This is a genomic window from Muriicola sp. E247 (genome assembly GCF_041358175.1).
In the GTDB taxonomy this organism is placed as follows: Bacteria; Bacteroidota; Bacteroidia; order Flavobacteriales; family Flavobacteriaceae; genus Muriicola.
The window spans coordinates 443,435-469,511 of record NZ_JBGKBE010000002.1; the positions used below are offsets into that span (position 1 = coordinate 443,435).

The following is a 26,077-nucleotide window of genomic DNA, read 5'->3' on the forward strand; positions in this document are numbered from 1 at the left end:
TCTCAAATCCCGGCAACGTTTTTTTCGGAAGCTTTATTCCTCGAGGCTGTTGAGCCATTTCTCCAGGGCCTGCTTATGTTCCTTTGCCTTTTCGGAATCGGTTATTCCATCACCTGAACTGAACGTATGGTTAAATGAGGGAAGTGAAAAAGTGGCTATTATTTCTCCGCCGAATCTCGGCAGCATATCCTCTGTCTTTGCAAGGGAACTGCTTGCCCCTCTCCTACCGGGAGAAGTACTCATAAGGAAGATCTTTGTGTTCTCCAGGAAATTGCGCTCCAGTCGCGACAGCCAGTCGATCAGATTCTTAAAATAGGCGGAAGGATTGTTGTTGTGTTCGTTTACGGAGAGTAAAAGGCCATCACAATTGCGGATATCATCCCTCAATTCAGCCAGGGAATTGGTGTAGCCAAACTCTTTTTCATGGTCTTCACTAAACATGGGTAGGTCATATAATGCCATATTCATCACCTGAATATTATGCCCTTCGATCAATGAAATGGTGTGTTTTACAAGTTGAAAATTGATGGATGTGGAAGAATTACTTCCGGCAAAGGCCAGAATTTTACTCATGATCTGAATCTAAGATTAATGACAAAGAGGTACGAAAATACCGTAAAATCGAATTAAATGTAAAGTATTGTATTAATTTTGCACCTGAAAACATCCAAACACCCTGTGAATTAAGTATATAGGTTGTTGAATAGTATGGAACAAAAGACAAACCGACTTCATTTTATAGATGCCATAAGGGCCTGGGCTATCCTGATGATGCTCCAGGGGCATTTTGTGGATGGTTTGCTCGATCCCGCTTTCAGGGATCCGCAAAATGGAGCTTATTCCTTATGGCTTTATTTCCGGGGAATTACCGCCCCTGTGTTTTTTACTGTTTCAGGATTTATTTTTACCTACCTTCTTATCAGGGTACCTCAAACAGGTTTTGAGAATCCCAGGATTAAAAAGGGCTTGAAACGCGGCTTACAACTCCTGCTTATTGGCTACCTCCTGAGATTAAACTTATTCGGCCTGTTGCAAGGCAAACTATATGATGCTTTTTTCCTGGTGGATGTACTTCATTGTATAGGGATTTCAATAATGGCGATCATAGCAGTATACCTGCTTACCGCAAAACTCAGGAAATGGGCCCTTCCTCTGGCGCTTTCAGGCATTTCCCTGGTGCTTTTCCTGTTTGAACCATTGTATGCTTCCTGGACCTATTCGGCCCTGCCTGAGGGAATTGCCAATTATTTTACCAGAAGTAATGGTTCTGTTTTTACAGTGATACCCTGGGTTGGGTATACAGCCTTTGGCGGGTTCCTGGCGGTTTTATTCAGAAGATATCTTTCCAATAAGAATCTGTATTCATCTGCCATCTGGCTTGCACTAATAAGCGGTTTTAGCCTGGTATATTTTTCTTCTCCACTCTTCTATTCGCTATACGAATTGAGCGGAATTACCCTTTTCCGGGATATAGTCGCCAATAATTACCTCTTTATTCGTTTGGGCGATGTACTGATTGTATTTGCATTATTTATGCTGATTCGTAAATACCTGATCCAGCCTACCTTGTTACGTATTGGGCAAAATACGCTTTCTATTTATGTGATTCATTTTGTTATCCTGTACGGCAGTTTTACAGGCTTGGGATTGTACCGCTTTTTCCATCACAGTCTTAGTCCGACAGTCGCAATCGGAGGAGCACTTGCCTTTATGGTAGTATGTTCCTATGCTGCTCTTAAATACGACAAGCACGAGGTCATGATCAAAGGACATATCCGTTCAACTATCAAGAGTGGAAAACCCCTTGCTTTACGTGCTTATTACTCCCTATCTGAAATTCTTATAATATTACAGGACAGACTTTTAAGGCTATTTAATATAACTAAAGGTTAAAATATCCTTTTCGGACTTATACATGTAGCGCCCTGTCATCTGTAGCTGCAAGTGCAGCCTCTTTTACGGCTTCGGCATAGGTAGGATGAGCATGACTCATTCTCGAGATATCCTCTGCCGAGGCTCTGAATTCCATGGCCGTTACCGCTTCGGTAATTAAATCGGCGCATCTGGCTCCGATCATATGAACCCCCAGCACTTCATCAGTATTTTTGTCTGCCAGTATTTTGACAAAACCATCAATGTCTGAACTCGCACGAGCCCGGCCTAGGGCGCGCATAGGGAACTGACCCGTTTTATAGGCCGATCCGCTTTCCTTGAGTTGTTCTTCGGTTTTTCCAACGGAAGCTACTTCCGGCCAGGTATAAACAACGTTTGGGATAAGATTATAATCGATATGTGGTTTCTGCCCGGCGATAATTTCTGCAACCATCGTTCCCTCTTCTTCTGCTTTGTGAGCGAGCATCGCACCGCGAACCACGTCACCTATGGCATAGATATTAGGCACATTGGTTTGTAATTTTGTGTTGACCTCTATTCTCCCTTTGTCGTCCACTTTTACTCCAGCCGCATCAGCATTCAGTCCGTCAGTATACGGTCTCCTTCCTACGGATACCAGGCAATAGTCTCCCTGCAGGGTGAGTTCACCTCCCTTGGGGTCGTCAGCAACAACTGTCACCTCTTTTCCTTTGCGTTTTACGGATTTTACTTTATGAGACAGGTAAAATTTAACCTTTTGCTTCTTTAGAACTTTCATAAGCTCTTTTGAAAGTGAGGCATCCATCCCGGGAATAATGCGATCCATAAATTCAATAACGCTGACATCAGCCCCCAATCGCTTGTAAACCTGACCCAGCTCCAGGCCTATTACTCCACCCCCAATGATGATCATGTGCTTTGGGATCTCTTTCAGTTCAAGGGCTTCCGTTGATGTAATAATCCGCTCCTTATCTAATTTGATAAATGGCAGGCTGGCCGGTTTGGAGCCTGTAGCAATGATGATATTTTTTACCTCAATTTCAGTCGACTTACCTTTGGAAGGTTTGATTTCAATGTGAGTGGGATCTTTAAAACTTCCAACTCCCTGAAATACCTCAATTTTATTTTTGTCCATCAGGAACTGAATCCCCTTGGTGGTTTGATCGACTACAGATTGTTTCCTGCCGATCATTTTTTCCAGATTCACCTTTACTTCTCCAGGGATTTCAATCCCGTGATCCTCAAAATGTTTTACGGCATCCTCATAGTGGTGACTTGAATCGAGCATTGCTTTGGATGGGATGCAGCCTACGTTCAGGCAAGTGCCTCCCAGGGTTGAATACTTTTCTATTATTGCTGTTTTCATTCCAAGCTGCGCACAACGTATGGCCGCCACATACCCGCCGGGTCCGGAGCCAATTACAGCCACATCAAACTGAGTCATAAGGTAATTTTAAATTAGAGAAGGTTTTTGCGGGAGTACTTGTCCTCCCGGCAGACAAAAATACGAATGTTTTTAAATTATGGGCTAAGAAGAATTGAAGAACCTACCAGCTTTTAGTTCGTTTAATACAAGGCTATTTTTTTATCCACGGCCCCGAGAGAAACCAGATACTCCTTAACCTCTGTCGCATCCTCCCCTCCTTTTTCTGCATGGTGCAATAAAGTAAAGCCGTGTGGACCTTTGGCATGTAGTGCCTGTGGAAAAGCCTCCAGCATGGATTTAACAACCGTGAGCTCCCCGAATAAGCAGGCGGTAAAAATATTGGCCTGAGCCCCTTTATCGAGGAAATACTTTGCAAGCTCCTTGTAGCCAACATGACTTGCGGCACCCAGTCCCGTTTCAAAATCCCCGTGTTTCCAATCGTGAGCAGCATTCAGCAAGGTGGGGTAAGCTTCGAGCATATCCTTTACCTTGTCCATATCGCGGTGTGAGGCGCCCACAAACTCCTGGACCATTTGCTTACTCAGTTGTTCTTCCTCCTGCCTTTTAAAACTCATCCCTGCCCCGGCCGTAAAGAGGAGTCCCATGACCCCGGCAGTCCTGATAAAATGTTTGCGTTCCATACGTTTCGATTTTCAGATAAGGTACGGAGAACTAATATTAAAGAGGACTGGTTTAACATCCTTTTATCGGTCTTGTTTTTGAAAAGTAGTGGATTTCATACACGAACTTTTCGGTTAGGTGCCTCCTGTAAGTTTACAAAATTGATTTCGTTATAGTATTTGCTCGACTTTTCTTGTTTGAGCTGTTAAGCGCTAAATTTTTTAATCAGCTCGTTTTTAAGTGCTGGTAAAGTCATGCTCTTTTGTAATTTTTGGCTTTTGTTCTGGCTGGCATGAAATGCAAATGTCTATGGCTTTGAGTTTAGTTTTTAACAGCAACTTTTATTTTCTTGAATAGGTGGGCAAGGTACAGTTCCGTATGAGCAAAAAACACAACAATGTCCCTCGTTTGGTTTTAAAACCGTCTTACAATTCTCACACTCGTAAAAAAATTGACAAGCGTTTGTTGGCATATCTTCTATTTTTTTATGTCCGCAGTTTGGACAAGTAATTTCAGATTTTAATATAGACGCCATTATTTTACTTTCTTGTCAGTTACCTCATAATCTGTTGAGTTAATTGCTTTCTCAATTTCCGTTTCATTCGTTTTGGTCTTATCAAATTCAATAATTGCGTTTCCATTTTCGTAGGACGCTTTTGAGTTTACAATTCCGTTGAGTTTATTTACTTCGTGATTTAAGTATTTTTCACAACTTACACAGGTCATTCCGCTGATTTTAAATTCAGTTGTTTTAATATCCGATTTGTCAACTATGACTATTTGCTTTTCCGTGTTTGAGTAAAAAATTCCGGAATAGTATGGGAAAGCTAACATTACAATTGCGAATACAGTTACAATTCCTAGAAACTTTTTTGATTGTATGAATTTGGCTTTTTCGTCCGTCTCACATTCGCAGTCAATTTCTTTTTGAGGTTTTAATTTTTGATACCAGGCAAAACCGAGAACTAAAATTGTCAGTCCTATTAAATAAGGTCTGAAAGGTTCTATCCCGGAAAATGTTGAAGCAATTCCGCTTGTCCCTGCAATAAGAGCCAAAACGGGTGTGATACAGCATAATGAACTTAACAAGGCAGTTGCTATTATCAATAATGTATTCTTCATAAGATGTACCTAATTAATAAAGGGAGGATTAGATCCTCTCTTAGCGTTACTTTTTCTTGCAGCAAGAAGGAAGTTCCATTGTTATTGCATTATCGTATGGACATTCAGGAGTTCCTGCCAAAGGACAGTTAGTCTTTGGGCAATCAGAAGTGCCTTCAAGTGGACAACTACTATTGTCTGGTTTCGTAAACCCATATGTAAGACCCGCAACAGTCAATATGCCAGCGGCTGCAATTATCATTATTTTGTTTTTCATAATTTTCTATTTTAAGTTAAACAATAACCCAAATATCAGTCATTAGGGAGGGGGGTGTCCAAATTATTAATGGACAAATATTTTATTAATTCATTTTCTAATTGTTGAGCTTCTTTTAGCTTCTGTGGAATTTCATCCATGGAAAAGTTTGGAAACAGTCTTCTTAACCGTTCTATGTTATGTTCATTTCCACAATTTCCAGGACACTTTTGTGAAGCTGATGATATTTTTTCTGCTATAGCTTTACGGTATGTTTCGTCTAAAAGTTCAAATGTACTTTTGTTCAGTATAGCCTGCACCGCTTTAAATTGGAGTAAAATGTTTTCTGATTCTTGTTCATTGTCCACTTGTTTCAGAATATATTTTAACTGACCAATGGCAGTTTTAACTGAAATTTTAATGTTTCTGGTTAAATCAAATGAAATCATAAGGCTTCTAAAATTTTATTCTCATCAAGTATCTCAAAGAATGGATTTAGTAATTTTTCATATTCAGTCGTAAGTGAATAATAAATCGTTTGAGCATTTCTTTCCGTCTCTAATAGGTTTCGGTCTTTCATTTTTCTCAAATGTTGAGAGATGGCGGAAATATTCATTCCGAGAATATCACTTAAATCACAAACACAAAGTTTTTTTTCCACAAAGAGTAAGTGGAGTATTTTCAATCGTACACTATTTCCGACTAATGAAAGTCCATTCGCTAAATAGTCGAACGATTGGTTTAATTCCGCAACTACGTCTTTGCAACGGTTTATTTGTTCAATATCGGCTTGTTGTCTTATACAAGAATTATTTTCCATAATATAAAGTTAGGATAATTTATTATTTAAGCAAATGCTTAAATACACTGTTTTGAAGCTATGGGCTTTGTTTTGGAAAAATAAAAATTGCTCAAATGTGCGATTGACGATTAGCTTTTAGATAACAGATTTTATCCGAGGGAAATCGCTGTGGACGCCTTTACCTCGCTAATTACAAATGAACTTTGAGTGCTTCCAATATTATTGAGTGCAGTGAGTTTTGTCACCATAAATTCGCGATATGCCGCCATATTGGATACGTGGACCTTTAGAATATAATCATAATCCCCACTAACGTGGAAACACTCTGAGACCTCTTCCAACTGCAAAACTTCTCGCTCAAATTGCAGGACGTATTCCTTGATATGCCGACTTAATTTTACGTGACAGAGAACGGTAAAGTCCATCGCCACAAGTTGCTTGTCTAAAAGGGCAACATATTTTTTAATGACCCCATCACGTTCCAGTCTTTTTATCCGTTCATAAACGGCTGTGGTAGAAAGCCCCAGCTCGGTTGCATAGGCCTTGGTCGTTTTCTTACAATCGTCCTGTAAAAGCCCCAACAACTGCTTATCCAAATGGTCTAGTTTCATATGATTTAAATTCTGATTATTCTGCTTATACTCATATTAAATGATATATTATTCTAATATAATAAATATTTATAGAATTAAATTCTATAAATTACTAAATATATTGTATTTGATTCCTATAATAACTAATTTTAGTATCTAAAATATTCATTTCTATGGCTCACGATGCATCAGACAAAATTCAGGAATTACATAACTTCGGGGAATTCGGTGGCGTCAATCCATCAATCTCCGACTCGTCTACCTATACCTTTCTTTCTGCAAAGACAATGTTCGATACTTTTGAGGGCAATACAGAGGGCTGCTATTTGTACAGCAGGCACTCCTCCCCTTCCAACCTGTATCTAGGTGAAGCCCTTGCCGCTTTAGAGGGTACGGAAACCGCCAATGTTACCGCCAGTGGAATGGGTGCGATAACAGCCGTAATCCTGCAACTCTGTGATGCGGATGAGCACATAGTAAGTAGCAGAACTATCTACGGAGGCACCTATGCCTTTATGAAAAATTTCCTGAAAAAGTTCAGAATCAATACCTCCTTTGTCGATATTACCTCACTTAAGGCAGTGGAAGAGGCCATTACGCCCAAAACAAAGATGATCTACTGTGAATCTGTGAGCAATCCGCTACTCGAGGTTGCGGATATCAAAGCGCTGTCAGATCTCTCTAAAAAGCACAATATACCATTAGTAGTGGACAATACATTTTCTCCTCTATCTATTGCTCCCGGGAAGCTTGGAGCTGATGTGGTTATTCATAGTCTTACCAAATTTATCAACGGAACCAGCGATTGTGTTGCGGGAGTGGTTTGTGGCACCAAGGAGTTCTGTCTTGCCTTAAAAGATGTAAATAACGGAGCAGGAATGCTACTGGGCAGTACACTCGACAGTCTAAGGGCAGCTTCCATCCTGAAAAACATGAGAACGCTGCACATCCGAATGAAAAAACACAGTGAAAATGCACTCTATCTTGCACAGCATTTTGAAAAAGATGGACTGCGTGTAGTTTATCCCGGCCTTTCATCTCATTCCGGACACACATTGATGAAAAAACAAATGACCAATGAATACGGATTCGGAGGCATTCTTACCATTGACGTGGGAAGCTTAGAGAAAGCCAACCAGCTTATGGAACTCATGCAAAAGAAAAATCTCGGATATCTGGCTGTAAGTCTTGGATTCTATAAAACCCTCTTTAGTGCTCCTGGCACGTCTACTTCTTCCGAAATACCGGAGGAAGAACAAATTGAAATGGGTCTCTCTGATGGGTTAATCCGATTTTCTATTGGCCTGGATAATGATATTCACCGCACCTATACCCTGATGAAATCCTCTATGGTTGAGTTGGGTATCCTCGACTCGGATACTGTCACGGTCTGACACCCTCACTTTCTGTCTTGTTTGCACAACCGTGGCTAAAATTGTAATATTACCGGCAAACTAAACTACGGTAAATGACGGCCAAAAAATCGAATGCGCACAGGGAGAACGAACATATCGTTGATAATACGGAGTTAAATATCTGGGAGGCGCTTATCCCTGTTTTTGCCCTTGTGGGTATGCTGGCATACAATGTCTACGTTTTTGGTGACAACGCTATCAGCGGATCAAACCAGTTTATTTTACTTATGGGAGGGGCAGTTGCCGCCATCGTAGGATTTTTTAACAAAGTGTCCTACAAACAAATGCTGGCCGAAGTAGCCGAAAATGTGAAATCGACCACAGGCGCTCTCCTCATCCTCCTAATGGTAGGAGCCCTTGCCGGTACCTGGCTGGTAAGCGGAATAATTCCGGCCATGATCTATTACGGACTTCAGATCCTGAATCCTACAATTTTTCTTGCAGCCTGTGTCATTATTTGTGCCATCATTTCCATCGCTACCGGTAGCAGCTGGACAACCGCAGCAACCGTTGGAATTGCGTTAATAGGAATTGGTGACGCCCTGGGTATATCCCTTGGGATGACAGCCGGAGCCGTACTTTCGGGAGCTTATTTCGGAGATAAAATGTCTCCCCTTTCAGATACAACGAATCTGGCCCCCGCAATGGCAGGAGGAGAATTATTCGGGCACATCAGATATATGACGTATACCACCGTACCTACTATAACAGTTACACTCATCGTATTTATAATTATTGGTTTGAATCTGGAAACAACAGGTGTTGCCGATACGGAAAGTATACTTACCTCAATAAAAGCCACCTTTAATATCAACGGCTGGTTGTTTATCGTACCGCTGGCAGTTATCCTGCTGATCGTGAAAAAAGCGCCCCCGCTGATGGCGCTGCTGATCGGTACTCTTTTGGGGGGTGCCTTTGCCCTTTTCTTTCAGCCTGAAATCGTAGCAGGTCTTACCGGAGCCAAAGAGCTCACCTTTGAAACTGGTTATAAAGGCATTCTCAATGCAATTACTATCAATACTTCCATAGCAACTGATAACCCTGCCCTGAACGACCTGTTTTCTGCCAAAGGGATGGCAGGTATGCTGGGCACCATATGGCTTATCGTCTGCGCAATGGTATTCGGAGGGATCATGGACGGAATAGGAGCATTATCGAGAATTACGACCGCCCTTTTGGGTATGGCGAAAACCACCTTTGGACTCTTTGCCAGTACAGTTGGAAGCTGTATAGCCCTGAACGTCACAGCTTCAGATCAATACCTGGCTATCGTTGTTCCAGGGAAGATGTTTGCCAAAGCGTATGAAGACCGTGGCCTCGCACCCGAAAACCTGAGCAGAACACTGGAAGATTCCGGTACCGTCACCTCTGTTCTGATTCCATGGAATACTTGTGGTGCCTACCACAGCGGTGTTCTGGGAGTAAGCGTAGCAGAATATTTTGTCTATGCCATCTTTAACTGGTTAAGCCCAATGATGACCCTTACGTTTGCGGCCTTACAGATCAAGATTAAGCAACTCGCAAAGGTCCCTTTAAAATAAGCTTATTCTCGCTTGGAGAGTTCCTCATTTATTTCCTAATTTTCGGACCCAAACAATGATCTGATTTTAATGGCTTTAGTGAAATTTACCGGTACATCCTCAAATACAATAGGGAAACTTCCAGCCCCCGGAATTCCGGCACCTGATTTTATACTTACAAAGCGTGATCTTACTTCGGTTAGTCTGGAACAATTCAGAAGGAAGAATGTTGTCCTCAACATATTCCCATCGGTTGACACCAGTACATGTGCCCAGTCTGTAAGAACTTTTAATAGGGAGGCGGCAGAGATTAAAGATTCTGTGGTTCTCTGCATCTCCAAAGACCTGCCCTTTGCCCTTAGTCGATTCTGTGGAGCCGAAGGCATTGATCAAGTACTGATGCTAAGTGATTACAAAAGCAACGAATTTGGTGAATCTTATGGGGTAACCTTTGTCGATGGCCCTTTCGAAGGACTTCTGGCGAGGGCAGTGGTAGTAATCAATTCAGATGGGGAAGTAGTCTATACCGAACTCGTTTCTTCCATTGGTAATGAACCAAATTATAAAGCAGCCCTCGAGGCCCTTGAGAATGAATAAAGAATCTTTTGTAATGAACAGGGTTAAGGGTTTTATTTATGCGGTTAAGGGAGCCTTCCTGCTCTTGAGGACAGAAAGCAGTATTCAGATACAGTTTGTTATTGCAGTTTTAATTACCGCAGCCGGGTTTTACTACCAGATTTCGACTACTGAATGGATACTTCAAACTCTGGCCATAGGGCTGGTTATGGGGGTTGAAGGGGTAAATACTGCTATAGAAAAACTCTCAGACTACATACAGCCCAATCTTGACCCCAAAATCGGTTTTATTAAGGACATCTCGGCCGGGGCTGTTATGCTGGCTGCTATCGCAGCTACTATAGTTGGCCTTATCATCTATATCCCCAGAATATTTTAAAGGCCTGACCACTTCTGCTTCCTTGCTAAATTTGTATTTTTACACCATGAACTTTATGCATTAATGGCGACCAAGAAAAAAAAGTCCAGACCTACGGCTTCCAAAAAAAGAACATCTTTCAGGTTTTCCAGGCAGAATAAGATTATTCTCGGAAGCCTTTTGATATTACTGAGTATTGCCCTGTTTTTTTCTTTTATTTCTTTTTATTTCACCTGGCAGGAAGATCAAAGTCTGCTTACTGAATTCGCAAATAGAAATGAACAGGCCAAAAATCTGTTGAATAAATTTGGAGCCAGTGTAAGTTATTATATAATGTACCGTGGCTTTGGCCTCGCTTCTTTTATCCTTCCCTTTTTGTTGTGCCTTACAGGACTCTACCTCTTCCTAAGTATACCCGGGAAAGCCCTTTGGAACAAATGGGTCTGGGGACTTCTCCTCTTGATATGGACTTCTGTTGCCCTGGGATTCTTTGCCTTAAAACAACCATTACTTGGTGGTTTAGTTGGCTATGAAATGAATGATTTCCTCCAGGATTACACAGGGAAGATCGGAGTATTTCTTATTCTTCTTTTTATGCTTACCGTCATACTGGTTCGGCTTTTTAAAATTACCCCGGAAGGAATCGCATCCTTCTTTAAATCAAAATCGGCCTCCCTTGCTTCCGATTTTAAAAGGAAAAAAACAGATTCCTCACCCACCCTCATGCCGGAAGAAAAAGAAACCGAGGTAGTCCTCGATACCTATACACACAAAAAGGACATTCCACATCTGGAAGATTCTCCCTCAGATAGTGGAGCCGATTCAACAGCCAAAGAGGAAAAGAAGGAAGAGGAAATTGCCATGGAAGTGAGTACGGTTGCTGAAGAGAAAGAGGAAAGCGACCTGCTTTCAGACAAACTGGTAGAGGACTTTGGTGAATTTGACCCCACCCTGGAGCTGAGTAATTATAAGTTTCCGCATCTCGACCTTCTCGACCAGCACGGGTTCACAGGAGGAATTACCATCAACCAGGAAGAGCTGGAAGAAAACAAGAACAAGATTGTCGATACTCTTAAAAACTACAAAATTGGAATTGCCCAGATCAAAGCTACTATTGGTCCGACAGTTACTCTCTATGAAATTGTACCGGAAGCCGGTGTAAGGATCTCCAGAATCAAGAACCTGGAAGATGATATCGCCCTGTCCTTGGCGGCTCTGGGAATACGGATTATCGCCCCGATCCCCGGAAAGGGCACAATAGGAATCGAAGTTCCCAACAAAAAGGCCACTACGGTCTCAATGCGTTCGGTGATCGCGTCTAGCAAATTCCAGAAAGCAGAAATGCAGTTGCCTATCGCCTTTGGTAAGACCATCAGCAATGAAACTTTTGTAGTTGACCTGGCCAAAATGCCCCACTTATTGATGGCCGGCGCAACAGGACAGGGTAAGTCGGTCGGACTAAATGCCGTACTCACCTCCCTGCTCTACAAAAAACACCCGGCTGAAGTTAAGTTTATCCTGGTCGACCCTAAAAAAGTAGAATTAACTCTCTACAACAAGATTGAACGCCATTATCTTGCAAAACTCCCCGATTCTGAAGAGGCGATTATCACAGACAATACCAAAGTCATACACACCCTTAACTCCCTTTGTATTGAGATGGACAACCGGTATGAGCTCCTGAAATCGGCCATGGTGCGGAACATCAAAGAATACAACGTGAAATTTAAGGCCAGGAAACTAAATCCGAATGACGGGCATACCTTCCTGCCCTATATCGTCCTGGTGATCGATGAGTTTGCTGATCTGATCATGACAGCCGGGAAGGAAGTGGAGACACCAATAGCCCGACTCGCGCAGTTGGCCAGGGCCATAGGTATACACCTGATAATCGCGACCCAGCGACCTTCAGTTAATGTGATCACCGGAATCATCAAGGCAAATTTTCCTGCCAGGCTGGCATTCAGAGTAACTTCCAAAATTGATTCAAGGACAATTCTCGACTTTCAGGGCGCCGATCAGTTGATTGGCCGCGGTGATATGCTGTTTACCCAGGGAAATGATATTACAAGGATACAGTGCGCATTTGTAGATACCCCCGAAGTAGCAAAAATCACCGAATATATCGGATCACAAAGAGGATACGCAAGTGCACACCTATTACCTGAGTATTCAGGTGAAGATTCTGGCACAGGTATTGCTATGGATATCGCAGACAGGGATGCCATGTTCAGGGATGCTGCTGAAGTCATTGTTACGGCCCAGCAGGGATCTGCTTCCCTGATCCAGCGAAAGCTGAAATTGGGCTACAACAGGGCCGGGAGAATTATAGATCAACTGGAAGCTGCCGGCATCGTAGGTCCTTTTGAAGGAAGTAAAGCGAGGGCCGTATTAGTGCCGGATATTTATGCCCTGGAAAAAATGTTAAATGAAGAAACCAAATAAGTCATGAAAAAAATAGTCCCCCTAGTACTTACCCTCCTCTTGAGTATCGTTGTGTTTGCTCAGGATTCTGCTAAGGCCAAGGCCCTGCTCGATGAGGTATACAACAAGGTTCAGAGTTATGAAAATATTGAGGTAGAATTTAAATATACCCTTGAAAACAAGGAGGCAAATATCAATCAGGAAACCCGGGGTGATGTAACCCTGCAGGGTGATAAATACCTGTTTAATTATTTGGGTTCTCAACAACTTTATGACGGAAAGAAAGTGTATACCATCGTTCCTGAAAATGAAGAAGTGACTATTGAAGATCGCACGGAAGATGAAAACACCATTACCCCATCTAAAATGCTCACTTTTTACAAATCGGGACACAATTATGCCTGGGATATTTTGCAGAATGTTCAGGGCAGGAAGATACAGTACGTAAAACTTACGCCCATTGATACCAATTCGGAAATCGCGTCCATCCTGCTGGGAATCGATGCACAGACCAAACATATCTACAAACTCATCGAAACAGGCAAAAACGGCACTAAAACAACGATTACTGTTAATTCTTTTAAAACCAATCAGCCGTTGTCAAAAACCTTATTTACATTTGATGAAGCCAGGTATGAAAATGATGGTTACTATATAATAAGAAACTAGCAACTTGCGCATATTAGACCAGTATATCCTAAGCAGGTTCCTGTACAATTTTCTGAGTTCGTTTGTGATTTTGATGTTTATTTTCATCTTTCAGACGATCTGGCTTTTTATTGATGATATTGCAGGGAAAGGCCTTGATATCATTATCATCGGGAAGTTTCTTTTCTACCTGATGCCCAACCTCACAGAGAAAGTATTGCCACTTACCGTTTTACTTTCTTCCATCCTTACCTTCGGGGCCCTTGCGGAGAATTACGAGTTCGCCGCTATGAAAGCCTCAGGGATATCTTTGCAGCGATCAATGCTCAGCATTATCATTCTGGTCGTCTTCCTGGGCGGAGTAACCTTTTACTTTGCAAATACGGTGATCCCAGCCGCAGAACAAAAAATTTATAATCTCAGGAGGAACATAGCCAAGGTGAAACCGGCTGCTGTTATCGAGGAAGGGGTGTTCAGCGACTTCGAAGGGATGAATATAAAGGTTGACAACAAATTCGGGAATAATGACAAATACCTGCAAAATGTCATCATCCATAAGAAATCGAATCTACAAAAGAACAATACGGTAATCAAAGCAAATTCCGGGGAACTGATTAGTAGCGAGGAATCGGATATAATTCAACTGGTCTTATCTGACGGATACTACTATGAAGAATTAGTGCCAAAAGCGGCGGATGAACGCAAGCGTCATCCCTTCGCCAAAGCAAATTTTGAGACCTATATTATCAATATCGAAATCCCCGAGAATACTCAGGATCTGGAGGAGGAACGGAATGTAAGAACGGATAAGATGAAGAATATTTCCCGACTGAAAAAGGATATTGATTCTATCCGGGAAAATAACCTTACGGTCATTGGCGCTTTTTCCAAGAACATCGTAACCAGGATGGGGGCTTTTACCCCTATTTCCCAAAGAGATACTGTTGAGCAAATTCCGGAAAATCAGTTTACAAGAACAGATACAAGACCTCTGGAAGAGATAGGAGGTGACAGTGTGCAAAATACTTCAGACATACTAGGTCTCTATCAGGAATGGCAGCAGGGACAGATCATAAGTGCGGCTTCGAATGCGGTTTCCAATATTCTTAATTCTGTAACAGGGAAGAAACAGGATATACAGAACAAATACAAGATCTACAATATGCATATACTTTCCCTGCACAAGAAATACGCCCTGGCATTGTCTTGTATCATCCTGTTTTTTGTAGGAGCCCCTCTGGGCGCTATTATCCGAAAAGGGGGTCTGGGGCTCCCAATGGTTATTGCCATAGTTTTATTCCTTGCCTACTACTTTATCGGGGTATTTGCCGGGAATTATGCAAAGGAAGGGAACATACACCCTGTACTGGGGGCGTGGCTTTCTACCTTAATAATGTTACCTTTGGGGATATTTCTCACCCGAAGGGCCACGGCAGATCGTGGATTGATGAGTTTTGGTCATGTGTGGGACGTACTTACGGAGGGAATACGAAAGAGGTTTAAAAAGAAGACACCATGATGGTGAGCAAAGAGAAAGAAATACGCCTGAATACTATAGAAGAAGCCATTGAAGATATTCGCAATGGCAAAGTGGTGATTGTAGTTGATGATGAGAACAGGGAGAACGAAGGCGATTTTATCGCAGCGGCGGAAAAGGTGAGCCCCGAAATGATCAACTTCATGGCTAAGCACGGACGCGGACTTATCTGTACCCCATTAACCGAGTCGAGATGTGAAGAACTCGATCTGAGCATGATGGTTCAGAACAACACAGTACTTCATCATACTCAGTTTACAGTGTCTGTGGATCTGATTGGTCACGGATGCACAACGGGGATTTCAGTACACGACAGAGCCAAGACCATAAAAGCCCTGGTTGATTCCGAAACCAAGCCCCACCATCTGGGAAGACCTGGTCATATTTTCCCTTTACGGGCCAAGAATGGTGGTGTGCTCAGGAGAACCGGTCATACCGAAGCAGCCGTAGACCTGGCCCGACTGGCCGGATTTCAACCTGCCGGAATACTTGTGGAAATCCTCAATGAGGATGGGACTATGGCGCGTCTGCCTCATTTGGCGGAAGTTGCTAAAAAGTTCGACCTCAAATTGATCTCCATAGAGGATCTGGTCGCATACAGGATGCAGCACGACAGCCTGATTGTAAAGAAAGAGTGTTTTGATGTGGAAACCCGATTTGGGCAGTTTACCCTACATGCCTACCAGCAAACTACCAATGAACAGGTACATATAGCATTAACCAAAGGTTTCTGGAAGCGAAACGATGCTGTCTTAACCCGAATCAATTCTACCTTGGTTAACAATGACATTCTTGGGACACTCACTAACAATGCCGAAAAGAAACTCGATGATATGTTTCAGGCAATTAACAATGAAGGGACAGGGGCCATCGTGTTTATCAATCAGACCAGTGAATCCCTGAATTTGCTGAATCGATTAAAAGGACTGAAAGAGAATCAGGAAAAAGGCATAATGAAAGCACCGGATATCGATATGGACACCAAAGATTTTGGTATCGGGGCCCAAATTCTACACGACCTGAACATCAGTAAAATGCGAGTGCTTACCAATAGCGGAAAGACGAAGCGTGTCGGGATCGTTGGTTATGGTCTGGAGATCCTGGAATATGTTCCCTACTAAGACCCCTTTAATTCATTTTTAAGGACTTTCTGTATCAAGGCTGCCCGCCGGTCTACTTCTTCTCTGCTCCAGCTTAATTTAACAAGGCAGGAGATCGTCCTACCCATCCATTGATCCGAATCGGGGAATCCTTTTTGAGTCGACTCAGCTATTCGCTGAGTTACTGCTTCATCCAAAGCACCCAGACTCTTTTGTTGGGTGAGGTGTTCCCATTCTCTGTAATAATGCCAGTTATTATCAAACCAGTAAAAACAAGCATCTACCCCTGCAGCCAGGAGTGCTTTGTGTGCATTTCTCGCTATTTCTGTCGTAGGGAGAAAGAAGTTGAGAAAAGAATAATTCTGAACTCCTGTTTCAGGGACCTTCCTCAGCGTAATGCCCTCCAGTTGCGCTATTGAATCTTCCAGAATACGGTAGTGCTTTTGTTGAATATTTAAAAAGTCATCCAGGCGCTTAATCTGTGCGACTCCAACAGCCGCGTTTAATTCAGAGATTCGGTAATTATATCCGAGGAAGGGATGAGATTCGGCACCCCTGTCTTTGCCAACATGATCGTGGCCGTGATCGGAATAGTGATCAGCATTTTTATAATAGGTTTCATTATTTGTAATGATCCCCCCTCCTTCTCCACATGTGATGGTCTTTACATAATCAAAAGAAAAACAGCCCATATCGCCATAACTCCCCAGGGGTTTACCTTCGTAACTCCCTCCTATAGCCTGGCAGGCATCTTCTATAAGGAGAAGTTGGTGTTTGTCACAAAGAGCTTTTAAGGGATTGAGATCGGCCATGGAGCCGCACATATGCACGGGCATAACGGCTTTTGTCTTGTCTGTGATCGCTTTTTCAACTGCCTCGGGATTGAGGCAAAGTGTATCATCGATATCAGCCAGAATGGGGATTGCCCCTAGGGCAAGAACTGCCTCAAAACTGGCAACAAAGGTGAAAGTAGGAATGATCACTTCATGCCCCGCGCCGATTCCGGCACTGGCCATGGCCACTGTCAGGGCAGCAGTACCGCTACTGACGGTATGTGCAAATCTGGTCTGCATCCTGGCAGCGAGGGCCTCTTCGAGTTCCCTGGCTTTCCAGATATTGTTGCGCATTCCGTCAAATCCGTATCGCATAAGAACCCCTGTATCCAGGACCTCCTGCACTTCAGCCCTTTCCAGGGCACCAAACATTTCAAATCCCGGCATAGTAAACGTTATTATTTTATTTGAATGACAGATTCTCGAAGATCCCGGCGTACCTTTTTCATTGAGGAGAAGATATCATCTTTTGCCCTTATCCCCACCGGCAATACCAGGACGGAGGAAAGGTCACGAGATTTCAGGTCTAATAGTTCATCGTACGCAGCAGGCACAAAGCCTTCCATAGGGCAGGCATCGATCTTTTCCATTGCACAGACAGTCAGCAGATTACCTAAGGCCAGATAGGCCTGATTAGTAGCCCACTGCTGGATTTCTTCTGTGTGTTTTTCTTCAAAATTCTCCAGCAATTCATTTTTAAAGGGAGAAAGGATCTGCTCACTGGTTCCCCGAATGGTTTTGACCCTTTCAAAATACTGGGTGATGTATTCCTTATCTATTCTGGTTTCGATACAGATCACTAAAACGTGCGACGCCTGAGCAACCTGCTTTTGGCCATAGGTTGATGGAACCAGAGCCTGTTGGATTTCCTTGTTCTTCAACACTACGAGTCGGATAGGCTGCAATCCATATGAAGTAGCGGTTAAATTAAAGGCCCTGATCAGGCGGTCGATCTGCTCTTCTTTGAGCATTGCTTCTGCATCGAATTTTTTTACGGCATACCGCCATTCCAATCGTTCTAAACTATCACTCATTTTCTTAAGTAAAAAACCATAATTTTATCGCCATTGCAATCACCATGATCACCAAAAATGTCTTTATAAATCCGTCTCCTTTTCTTACCGATACCCTACTGGAGAACCATGCTCCCATCCCATTTCCAATGGCAAGGACCAGACCTACTTTCCAGATCACCTTGTCGTTGAGGATAAATACCGCCAGGGCAGCCAGCGTATAAATACATACAACAGCTACTTTGGTGGCATTGGCCCTTACCAGGCTCATACGGTGAAAATAATGAAGAAATAATAGGATCACAAACCCGATTCCGGCATTGATAAAGCCCCCGTAGATTCCGATAAAAAAGAACGCAAGCATTCCCAGCCAGAGATGTTTCCCTGTGAGTCGTTCCTGCATATTCTCAAGGTTGATCTTGGGCTTAAAAACGATGATCAGTACTACGATGACCATTATGATGGCCAGGATACGGTTAAAGGTTTCACCTTTAATATCAACGGCAATTGATGCCCCCAGAATAGAGCCGATTAAAGCGGCTAACCCCAGATAAACATTAAAGGGAAAAGTTGACACCCCTTTGCTCTTAAAACCTGCCACTCCTATTGCAGTCTGGAAGGCAATAGCCACTCTGTTGGTTCCGTTAGCAACGGAAGGAGGCAATCCTAAGAAGATAAGTACCGGAAGGGAGATCAGAGAGGCACCGCCTGCAATGGTGTTGATAAAGCCAACCACAAAACCCACTCCCACCAATAAAACATAATGGTACCATTCCTCCATGGGGCAAAAATACGTGCTAAATTGTTAATTCACTATAAGAGATAACATCTATTACCATGTTAGCCACTCACATGTCGTACGATAAAATAAAAAGACCGCCGAAATCAATATTTAGACTTATCAGTATAGATCACCTCATTATCTTTAAAGCTCAAGGGCACAAAAGAAGAACGGAATGTAATTGTTAATGAATCCAGGTAAGAATGATTTAGCTTCCAGCCAGCGGAGAGCCAAAGATACCTACGGCCAGTTCGGCCCAGATAAGTACAAAAAGGAGGAATATCCCCAATAGTACCAACGTCCTGTAGGGACTATTCTTTAATTTACGCCAGGACAATTCACCCAGGAAAGCTACACTTAACAAGAGGATACCGGCAACAATAAAATCAAATAAATTCCAGTTTACTTCTGCCGTAAATTGCATTGCAATAAGCGGGATCAAGAGAAGTGAAACAGATCCCAGAAGGATAAGGCCCAGTCTTTTATCTAGAGTGATCATAAGCTTCGTTTTTGAGATTAAAAAGAATTTTAGCGTCTGATTTGTCCAGACTATCTACTTCATTGTCAGTGATCTATTGTATAAAGTTAAGAATTTTTGTGCAATCCTTAGACAGTCATGATCAATACTTCTTTAAACGCTGATTTCACTTACCTCCAATTGAATTTTATAGTGCAGTTATTTTATTTACTATTTCTTTCTTACCGGAATCCAGATCTCCTCTTCAGAATCGGGGTCATTGTTCCTGTACTTCTCCCCCAGTATCTCGAAATGGGGCCGGTGATCCAAAAGATAGTCTGAGTTCGGAAGCCATTCACTGAAGATTTCTTGATAAATAGAATTATCTGTAGAAAGACCCTTGTAATTAAAAACAGCATAGAGGCCTGAGGGTATCTCCAGGGTGTCCATATCAGGGGGGATATCTGTATTTGCTGATACCTCAGTTACTGCCCATTTCTCAAATTCCCTGTCAGGATTAAATTCTGCAAAATACTCTTTCCCATATAGGTTTACAGAAAGCACATCAGAAGTATTCCTGTTCTGAATTTCTCCCCGTCTGGGCATAAAATGCTGCCATAACTCCCCTGTTTTGTTGTTAGTTACACTCATCAGCCGCCTGAGTCCGATTAATCTCCTCAAGGGAGATTTCTCTATACGCGGATGAAGTTTTTCATACTTTTTAAAAAAATTCGTCATAACACAAAGGAACACAATACTCCATTATTTCCGAAGTAGACTAAAGAAATCCTATTTTAATAGCAATTTAGAATCATCTCAGAAAAAGTAATACCTTGACCTCGAAATGTTCAATATTTAGAAAGATAATCAACACTACCCATGAAAAAATCAATCCTTAAAATTGTACTTGTTCTCAGTGCCATATTCATAACTTCTGCAGCATTTTCCCAGGCAACTACTGTTATGGTGAAAGACAGTGCGGATGTAGTTGACAAACGCCTGAAGTTTGGCTGTGGATTTGGCCTGAACTTTGTTGGAGGGACCAATATTTTTGTCGCCCCCAATCTGATCTATGACGTAAGTAACAAAATAAGTCTTGGTGGAGGCTTACAGGCCAGCTATGCCGGGATAAAAGATGTACAGAACACCACAACTTTTGGATTTAATGTCATCACTCAATACACCCCGGCACCTATTATTACAACACTCCTTGAATTTACTGAATTGAGGGTATCTACAAAAACGGAAAATCTAGCTGAAAATGTGACCGATAAATACTGGGACAGCGCTTTGTTTGTTGGGGCAGGCCTGAATGTCACGAATAATATCTCAATCGGAGCCAAGGTAAACCTGCTTTATGATTCGGATAAAACTGTGTATACCAGTGCCGTGATTCCTTTTGTGAATATTACCTTCTGATACTAAAAGTATTATATCACCCGGAATTACATAACTTCATTAGACAAAGTACTTCCACTGCAAAACTCTTTGATATTCTTTATAGTGGTAAGGGTAATCTCTTCCATGGCTTCCCGGGTAAAATAAGCCTGGTGTGAGGTAATCAAAACGTTGGGATAGCTGATCAGGCGAAGGATCAGATCGTCCTCGATGATCATCTCAGAAAGGTCTTTAAAGAAAAGGTTTTCTTCCTGTTCATAAACATCAATTCCTAAAAACCCGACTTTCTTATTAGCCAGACCATCGATGATGTCCGGAGTGTTGATCAGCGCTCCCCTGCTGGTATTGATGATCATAATTCCGTCTTTCATCATTTCCAAAGACGACTTGTTGATGATGTGTTTAGTATCGGGATTCAGCGGACAGTGAAGGGAGATAATGTCTGCCTCTTTAAATACATCCTCCAGCGACTTGTATTCCACTCCCTGCGATTTAAGTTCTTCCGAAGGATACAGATCATAGGCAATAATATTACACCCAAAACCTTTTATAATTCCACAAAAGGTTGCCCCGATCTTCCCTGTACCAATCACCCCAACGGTTTTACCATAGAGGTTAAAGCCAAGGAGTTTGTTCAGGGAAAAATTCCCTTCCCTTACCCTGTTATATGCTTTGTGTGTTTTGCGATTTAGCGTAAGGATAAGGGCTACAGCATGTTCTGCCACCGCCTCAGGGGAATAGGCCGGAACCCTTACAAGTTTAATGTTCTTTTCCTTCGCGGCATTGAGGTCTACGTTGTTGTATCCCGCGCAGCGCAGTGCGATAAGGCCCACTCCATGCCCTGCCAAAAGATCTATGGTCTCCTTATCCACAGTGTCATTCACAAAGACGCAGATCACTTCAAAACCAGCCGCCAGATTGGCCGTATCCTTATTCAAAGGAGAATCAAAATAGGTGAAATGGAGGTCTTCTCTGCTTGCATACCTTTCAAAATACTCCTGGTCATAAGGTTTAGTGCTAAATACAGCTACTTTCATATATCTCCGGTTCTTTGTGGATTTAATGATTAGTACACCCCTGCTCTAAGGATATATAGGATTTTGGGCGAATTTAAGTAATTATCAAATTTTAATAGGTGATCCCTACCGCTTTATTTAAATACTTCCTGTCCTGCACTTCCTGTAGCATAAAATGGGCCACATCGGCGCGGGAGATAAATTTTGTGAAGATATAATGCCCCTCCTTAGGACCGAGTTTGTACTTCCTTCTTTTCTTTCCATTGAACAATTGACCGGGACGCACAATGGTCCATTCCAGATCGCTATTCATTATCATTTTTTCCTGTTTGGCCTTATCCTGAAAGTAGAAGAACAAAATAAAAGGTATAGTAAACAATGTGTAATACAAGCCTAGCCTAAAACGGCTGTCGTTGATCCCCAGGGAGGTAATGCATACAAGTCGGTTCACCCGGGAATTTTCCATGGCCTCAATGATATTGGCAGTTCCCCTAGAAAGAATAGTGGTCCTTATGATAAAACGTTTATGACCCAGGGCAGATAATACGGCATTCTGGTCTTTGAATGCCGCTGTCATGGTTTCAGGTTTTAAGACGTCGCCTTGCAGGATTCTGAGTTTCGGATGGTTCACCTTCACTTTTCCCGACTTTCGGACCAGTACGGTGAGTTCATGTCCCTGTTCAAGGCCTTGCTTGATTAACTGCCTCCCGGTTTTGCCTGTACCTCCAATGATTAAGAGTTTCATGGATCTTGTAATTTTCCACACTAATCTCAGGAAACTTCAGGCAATTAAGGCTTATTCTTTACCCAACTGTCATATTCTGAGGATGAAACGAGGATGGGTTAATCCTGTGATTTCCTATCTGAGCATCCAGGCCTCAAAAATCTCCATCAGGTCGCCTACTGCCAGAGTGCCCCAGAGCAGTATAAGGGCAACCAAAGTTTTGATCCATAAAGGAATGGCAAATCCCAATTGTTTAAAGAGAATCGAATTGGTGAAAGGCAGGTAGAAAACAGCCAGCAAGAGGTAGAATAGCCCCGGAATCGGGTGTACAAATATCAGGTTCAGGATTCCAAGAGAAAAGAAAATAATTGCAAAGATCCAGCTAAAGGTAAGATGGACATTGTTGTTATGGCTATGAATTTTGCTATTCATAATCGGGTATATTTAACCCGAGGATGATATCCCGTTCCGCCACAAGAATTCCATTTTGAAAGACCGGACTGATAATTCCCGAGCCTGCCCTGTTGTCTAATTTCGCCCGAGTCGATTTACTTAGCAGGGGATCATCTTCAAAGACGAATGAATCGACGTAGTATTCATTCTTATCGGGTTCTTTAACCGTAAGATGGATGTGTTCCGGTTCACTGCGATTGGGATAAGAGGCAGGACGGAATGTATAAAAAGTGTATTTCCCGTCCCCCGCGGTTTTTATCCATCCCCGGATATAACCATGTCTTCTGGCCCAGCCTATTTCATTCCCTTTTGTTGGGTAAATACCCTTCCGGTTGGTTTGATGGACGTAGAGGATTACGTTTGAAGCCGGCGTTTTTCCATCATTTTGATATACGGTACCGGTAATTTTTAATTTCGGTTCTGTCGTTTTAAAATCAGGTAAAGTATCAGTGGATGACAGACGCATATCGCCATATTCATAAATGGCTTCACAACCTTCACAAGGGCCTCCTACTAACACCTCTCTTTTGTTACTATTCTGAGGTCTGCAGGAAAAAATTGAAATAAAAATAAGGAGTGCGGTAAATTCTTTCTTGCTCATTTTGTATACATATTTGAATTTATCTTAATGCAACAGCCTAAATAAATGTCTAAGTATTCATTTAATACAATATCATCCCTCTTCCGGAAGGGCATCAAACTCTTTTCTTTTATCTTCCATCCATTTATTGAAATCCTCTGTAGTTTGCATCCTGTTTTTCATAGTCTTCATCGCCTTAAGATGGCCTATATCTCCTTTTTGAAACATCTCCATCCCGTGTTCTTTACTCTGTACGGCTATATCTTCAAAGGTTTCCCCACTGAACATGATATCACAGGCGCCACCCAATTGTTTACAGCTCATTGATTTCATACTATTGTTTTTAAGTTTGTTTGTTTTCGGATAAACCGATTTACTGCTTTAATTTCCTTTCCTCCCTGATCTCCCCTATATGATAGTAGGCCGTTATTTTATCGATAAGATCACCCTTAAAATAGTACCACTCGCTTACCTCCAGTTTAAAATCTTTTCCCTGTGAGGCCGTGTAGCGTACACAGGCTTTGTCGTCCCCGTAAAAAGAATCGTGGAGCTTAAAGGATTGGTTAAGGAATTTATCTCTATTGTTTTTAACTAATGCCAGATAGGTGTCCTTACCGCTGATCGTCCCAAACGGACTGGTATGTTCAAACTTATCGGTAATTGGAAGATTCATAAAATCTCCCTCCTCCCATTTATTAAACCAATCTGATACAACTTCCGCAGTTTTCATTATGCTTAATGAATTGGGTTTTGGCAAAAAGAAGATACGTCTTTTTTAACTTATTACCGAAGGTCTTCGTCTATGGCTAAAGAAAGTGTCATCTTGCCGATCTCCAAACTATCCAAATGGCCCATTTTGCTTTTGTCTTTAGTTAGGAGATGCATATGTAGATAGGAGTCGTGATGAGTGAATATCCCCTGGTGTTTCCTGGAGAAAAAGCCCAGTATTACCACCTCTTCATCCATCAATTCATAGTTTGTCTGACCCTGATGTGCCTGCTCTGGAGAACTCACTTTAGTCCCCTTAGGGAGATTCTGGACATGTATTTTAGCCCTGATGGCCCTGCCAGCCAGTTTAAAAGTAAAGGGCGTTTTGATATCGGCGTTTTGTTCGTCGATAAATCTTTCGAGCTCCGGTATTGATTTGATCTCATCGGGAAGCTGTATATCTTTCCAGGACTCAACACTAGTGTACACAAAGAAGGGAGCCGATAAGTCAGCTTCCCGTTTAACCACCATAGAGGTATCTGAGGTCACTCTGGACACATAGATTTGACCGTCTAGGACAAGGAGTTCACCCTTGAGGAAGCTTTCAGGGCCAAGACCATAAAGGTGTTTTTTATTTGCTATCGTATCAAGGTCGACCCTGCTTCCCAATTCTCCTTTCCACATAACATTTTTTAAGGCTCCAACAACGATTACCTTATCCATAAATTGATCTTTGGTCGATCTCTTTAAAGATGGATTGCACCCCCATATAATAATGGCTAAAATACCCGACATGAAAAGTCTTAAAGTCATTGCTTTCATTAGTTTAATCAATCAGCTAATGTTTTCATTTAGCAATTGCATTCAAATTCTTCGAAAGAATTTGATCATTTTATTCCTGATTTAGATTGTATCCCCAAGGCAGCTAATTGTTTTACCCTATGGTATGTGAGTGCAGCCCTGATGCACTCTTTAAGTTCTGCCCTGGGAACAGCCTCATTTATTTGAAATACAATGGCCCTGTTGCCTTCAAACTCTAAAGCTCCCCTAAAATGCAATCTAAACGTCTCTACCAGTCGACTCGTACATTTAAAATACAAGGCATACTGATCAGGTTTTTTAGGTTTCCAGTCCATCCGCAATGTACTTCCGTTTTTTGTCAGATAACTGGGCTCACCCCACTTTAAGGTTTCCTCTAGCTCTGCAAGTCCGTCTACCTCCTTAGCCGTCTCAATAACCAGATCTCTCAATGCTAACATTTTGGGCTTGATCAATTCGGGATATCGATCGAAAACAGCTTTAACTCTGGGATCTGATTTTAAATTCAATTTAAATCAATTTTTTGGAAGACTCAGGCTCATGAAATTCACGCTGCTGGAATAACTAACCATTACTAACTAATCAATTAATAATTTTAGTTTTGCCTTAATATTTTCTCCATCGGTCTGCCTTTTGCAAGTTCATCAACCAGCTTGTCGAGGTATCTTGCCTGCCGCGTGATCGGATTTGTGATCTCTTCAACCCTATAACCACAAATCACTCCTTTGATCTGTTTTGCATTGGGATGAAGGGTGCAATTATTAAAGAACTGTTCGAAGGTATCTTTTTCCTGTAGGATTCTTTCCAAATCCTTTTCGTTATACCCCGTTAACCAACTTATTACTTCGTGAAGTTCTTCCTTAGTCCTACCCTTTTTTTCAACTTTAGTTATGTAATGAGGGTATACAGAGGCAAAGATCATTTTTGCGATTCGCTCATCATGGTGGCTGGTATCTTTCATGACTCCCGTGATATTGGTGTCCCTTAAATTATAAAATCCTGTCGACTTATCCCTTAAGAGTCCCGGTTTTTACCATAAATCAAAA

At 42.1% G+C, this 26,077-nt stretch carries 33 protein-coding genes; 10 read left to right on the top strand and 23 right to left on the bottom strand.

Going from position 1 to position 26,077, the window contains the following annotated elements; translation table 11 throughout:
• Positions 1–33: 33 nt before the first annotated feature.
• Positions 34–573: an NADPH-dependent FMN reductase gene (locus tag ACA086_RS05620; protein WP_371002365.1), complete on the bottom strand. Its 540-nt coding sequence runs from the start codon at positions 571–573 to the stop codon at positions 34–36.
• 135 nt (positions 574–708) lie between these two features.
• Here ACA086_RS05620 and ACA086_RS05625 point away from each other — a divergent pair, with 135 nt between their 5' ends.
• Positions 709–1,893, top strand: a complete 1,185-nt coding sequence (locus ACA086_RS05625; protein WP_371002366.1) for an acyltransferase family protein — start codon at positions 709–711, stop codon at positions 1,891–1,893.
• 16 nt (positions 1,894–1,909) lie between these two features.
• Here the strand turns inward: ACA086_RS05625 and lpdA are convergent, their stop codons facing one another.
• From lpdA to ACA086_RS05665, 8 genes are all read right to left on the bottom strand, one after another.
• Positions 1,910–3,316: a dihydrolipoyl dehydrogenase gene (lpdA, locus tag ACA086_RS05630; protein ID WP_371002367.1), complete on the bottom strand. Its 1,407-nt coding sequence runs from the start codon at positions 3,314–3,316 to the stop codon at positions 1,910–1,912.
• A 122-nt stretch (positions 3,317–3,438) separates the two neighbouring features.
• Positions 3,439–3,939 carry a hypothetical protein gene (locus ACA086_RS05635; RefSeq protein WP_371002368.1) on the bottom strand — a complete coding sequence of 167 codons (501 nt, stop codon included), beginning with the start codon at positions 3,937–3,939 and terminating at the stop codon, positions 3,439–3,441.
• Positions 3,940–4,247: 308 nt separating this feature from the next.
• Positions 4,248–4,454 (bottom strand): GDCCVxC domain-containing (seleno)protein, encoded by a 207-nt coding sequence (locus tag ACA086_RS05640; RefSeq protein ID WP_371002369.1) that lies wholly within the window; start codon positions 4,452–4,454, stop codon positions 4,248–4,250.
• Positions 4,454–5,041 carry a mercuric transport protein MerTP gene (gene merTP, locus ACA086_RS05645; RefSeq protein ID WP_371002370.1) on the bottom strand — a complete coding sequence of 196 codons (588 nt, stop codon included), beginning with the start codon at positions 5,039–5,041 and terminating at the stop codon, positions 4,454–4,456. The genes ACA086_RS05640 and merTP overlap by 1 nt, the downstream gene beginning before the upstream one ends.
• Before the next feature lie 46 nt (positions 5,042–5,087).
• On the bottom strand, positions 5,088–5,297 hold the full coding sequence (locus ACA086_RS05650) for a hypothetical protein (RefSeq protein WP_371002371.1): 210 nt from the start codon (positions 5,295–5,297) through the stop codon (positions 5,088–5,090).
• A 35-nt stretch (positions 5,298–5,332) separates the two neighbouring features.
• A complete protein-coding gene (locus ACA086_RS05655) occupies positions 5,333–5,725 on the bottom strand; it encodes a metal-sensing transcriptional repressor (RefSeq protein ID WP_371002372.1) in 393 nt (130 codons plus the stop codon).
• Complete coding sequence (locus tag ACA086_RS05660; protein WP_371002373.1) at positions 5,722–6,096, bottom strand: ArsR/SmtB family transcription factor; 375 nt, start codon at positions 6,094–6,096, stop codon at positions 5,722–5,724. Before ACA086_RS05660 ends, ACA086_RS05655 begins: the two co-directional genes overlap by 4 nt.
• 131 nt (positions 6,097–6,227) lie before the next feature.
• Positions 6,228–6,689: an Lrp/AsnC family transcriptional regulator gene (locus ACA086_RS05665; protein ID WP_371002374.1), complete on the bottom strand. Its 462-nt coding sequence runs from the start codon at positions 6,687–6,689 to the stop codon at positions 6,228–6,230.
• A gap of 155 nt (positions 6,690–6,844) precedes the next feature.
• Between ACA086_RS05665 and ACA086_RS05670 the strand changes: the two genes are divergently transcribed.
• The 8 genes from ACA086_RS05670 to ribB all read left to right on the top strand — a co-directional run bounded on the left by ACA086_RS05670 (position 6,845) and on the right by ribB (position 16,270).
• Positions 6,845–8,065 (top strand): aminotransferase class I/II-fold pyridoxal phosphate-dependent enzyme, encoded by a 1,221-nt coding sequence (locus ACA086_RS05670; protein ID WP_371002375.1) that lies wholly within the window; start codon positions 6,845–6,847, stop codon positions 8,063–8,065.
• Positions 8,066–8,139: 74 nt separating this feature from the next.
• A complete protein-coding gene (nhaC, locus tag ACA086_RS05675; RefSeq protein WP_371002376.1) occupies positions 8,140–9,627 on the top strand; it encodes a Na+/H+ antiporter NhaC in 1,488 nt (495 codons plus the stop codon).
• Between the two features lie 69 nt (positions 9,628–9,696).
• Positions 9,697–10,203: a thiol peroxidase gene (gene tpx, locus ACA086_RS05680; protein ID WP_371002377.1), complete on the top strand. Its 507-nt coding sequence runs from the start codon at positions 9,697–9,699 to the stop codon at positions 10,201–10,203.
• Entirely contained in the window at positions 10,196–10,561 is a 366-nt protein-coding gene (locus tag ACA086_RS05685; RefSeq protein WP_369749219.1) for a diacylglycerol kinase family protein, read from the top strand. Before tpx ends, ACA086_RS05685 begins: the two co-directional genes overlap by 8 nt.
• A 63-nt stretch (positions 10,562–10,624) precedes the next feature.
• The gene (locus ACA086_RS05690) at positions 10,625–12,985 is read left to right on the top strand and encodes a DNA translocase FtsK 4TM domain-containing protein (RefSeq protein ID WP_371002378.1); all 2,361 of its coding nucleotides are present in this window, start codon (positions 10,625–10,627) and stop codon (positions 12,983–12,985) included.
• Positions 12,986–12,988: 3 nt separating this feature from the next.
• Positions 12,989–13,633: an outer membrane lipoprotein carrier protein LolA gene (locus ACA086_RS05695; protein ID WP_371002379.1), complete on the top strand. Its 645-nt coding sequence runs from the start codon at positions 12,989–12,991 to the stop codon at positions 13,631–13,633.
• A gap of 73 nt (positions 13,634–13,706) precedes the next feature.
• A complete protein-coding gene (locus tag ACA086_RS05700) occupies positions 13,707–15,131 on the top strand; it encodes an LptF/LptG family permease (RefSeq protein ID WP_371002477.1) in 1,425 nt (474 codons plus the stop codon).
• Entirely contained in the window at positions 15,128–16,270 is a 1,143-nt protein-coding gene (gene ribB, locus ACA086_RS05705; RefSeq protein WP_371002380.1) for a 3,4-dihydroxy-2-butanone-4-phosphate synthase, read from the top strand. Before ACA086_RS05700 ends, ribB begins: the two co-directional genes overlap by 4 nt.
• Here the strand turns inward: ribB and ACA086_RS05710 are convergent.
• The 5 genes from ACA086_RS05710 to ACA086_RS05730 all read right to left on the bottom strand — a co-directional run bounded on the left by ACA086_RS05710 (position 16,267) and on the right by ACA086_RS05730 (position 20,071).
• Positions 16,267–17,469 (bottom strand): DegT/DnrJ/EryC1/StrS family aminotransferase, encoded by a 1,203-nt coding sequence (locus tag ACA086_RS05710; protein WP_371002381.1) that lies wholly within the window; start codon positions 17,467–17,469, stop codon positions 16,267–16,269. The genes ribB and ACA086_RS05710 overlap by 4 nt on opposite strands.
• Before the next feature lie 11 nt (positions 17,470–17,480).
• The gene (locus tag ACA086_RS05715; protein ID WP_371002382.1) at positions 17,481–18,116 is read right to left on the bottom strand and encodes a nitroreductase family protein; all 636 of its coding nucleotides are present in this window, start codon (positions 18,114–18,116) and stop codon (positions 17,481–17,483) included.
• Between the two features lie 4 nt (positions 18,117–18,120).
• On the bottom strand, positions 18,121–18,876 hold the full coding sequence (locus tag ACA086_RS05720) for a sulfite exporter TauE/SafE family protein (RefSeq protein WP_371002383.1): 756 nt from the start codon (positions 18,874–18,876) through the stop codon (positions 18,121–18,123).
• 208 nt (positions 18,877–19,084) lie between these two features.
• Entirely contained in the window at positions 19,085–19,375 is a 291-nt protein-coding gene (locus tag ACA086_RS05725; protein WP_371002384.1) for a hypothetical protein, read from the bottom strand.
• A 189-nt stretch (positions 19,376–19,564) separates the two neighbouring features.
• On the bottom strand, positions 19,565–20,071 hold the full coding sequence (locus ACA086_RS05730) for a GyrI-like domain-containing protein (RefSeq protein WP_371002385.1): 507 nt from the start codon (positions 20,069–20,071) through the stop codon (positions 19,565–19,567).
• 141 nt (positions 20,072–20,212) lie between these two features.
• Between ACA086_RS05730 and ACA086_RS05735 the strand changes: the two genes are divergently transcribed.
• Complete coding sequence (locus tag ACA086_RS05735) at positions 20,213–20,752, top strand: hypothetical protein (RefSeq protein WP_371002386.1); 540 nt, start codon at positions 20,213–20,215, stop codon at positions 20,750–20,752.
• Positions 20,753–20,778: 26 nt separating this feature from the next.
• Here the strand turns inward: ACA086_RS05735 and ACA086_RS05740 are convergent, their stop codons facing one another.
• The 9 genes from ACA086_RS05740 to ACA086_RS05780 all read right to left on the bottom strand — a co-directional run bounded on the left by ACA086_RS05740 (position 20,779) and on the right by ACA086_RS05780 (position 25,992).
• Positions 20,779–21,768: a 2-hydroxyacid dehydrogenase gene (locus ACA086_RS05740; RefSeq protein ID WP_371002387.1), complete on the bottom strand. Its 990-nt coding sequence runs from the start codon at positions 21,766–21,768 to the stop codon at positions 20,779–20,781.
• Between the two features lie 91 nt (positions 21,769–21,859).
• Positions 21,860–22,492, bottom strand: a complete 633-nt coding sequence (locus ACA086_RS05745; protein ID WP_371002388.1) for an NAD(P)-dependent oxidoreductase — start codon at positions 22,490–22,492, stop codon at positions 21,860–21,862.
• Positions 22,493–22,606: 114 nt separating this feature from the next.
• Positions 22,607–22,903 (bottom strand): hypothetical protein, encoded by a 297-nt coding sequence (locus ACA086_RS05750; RefSeq protein ID WP_371002389.1) that lies wholly within the window; start codon positions 22,901–22,903, stop codon positions 22,607–22,609.
• Entirely contained in the window at positions 22,896–23,525 is a 630-nt protein-coding gene (locus ACA086_RS05755; RefSeq protein WP_371002390.1) for an intradiol ring-cleavage dioxygenase, read from the bottom strand. Before ACA086_RS05755 ends, ACA086_RS05750 begins: the two co-directional genes overlap by 8 nt.
• Positions 23,526–23,597: 72 nt before the next feature.
• Positions 23,598–23,837: a DUF1059 domain-containing protein gene (locus tag ACA086_RS05760; protein ID WP_371002391.1), complete on the bottom strand. Its 240-nt coding sequence runs from the start codon at positions 23,835–23,837 to the stop codon at positions 23,598–23,600.
• Between the two features lie 40 nt (positions 23,838–23,877).
• Complete coding sequence (locus ACA086_RS05765) at positions 23,878–24,234, bottom strand: nuclear transport factor 2 family protein (protein ID WP_371002392.1); 357 nt, start codon at positions 24,232–24,234, stop codon at positions 23,878–23,880.
• Positions 24,235–24,287: 53 nt separating this feature from the next.
• Positions 24,288–24,935, bottom strand: a complete 648-nt coding sequence (locus ACA086_RS05770) for an acetolactate decarboxylase (protein WP_371002393.1) — start codon at positions 24,933–24,935, stop codon at positions 24,288–24,290.
• A gap of 164 nt (positions 24,936–25,099) precedes the next feature.
• Complete coding sequence (locus tag ACA086_RS05775) at positions 25,100–25,540, bottom strand: DUF1801 domain-containing protein (RefSeq protein WP_371002394.1); 441 nt, start codon at positions 25,538–25,540, stop codon at positions 25,100–25,102.
• A gap of 86 nt (positions 25,541–25,626) precedes the next feature.
• The gene (locus ACA086_RS05780) at positions 25,627–25,992 is read right to left on the bottom strand and encodes a DUF2200 domain-containing protein (RefSeq protein WP_371002395.1); all 366 of its coding nucleotides are present in this window, start codon (positions 25,990–25,992) and stop codon (positions 25,627–25,629) included.
• Positions 25,993–26,077 lie beyond the last annotated feature (85 nt).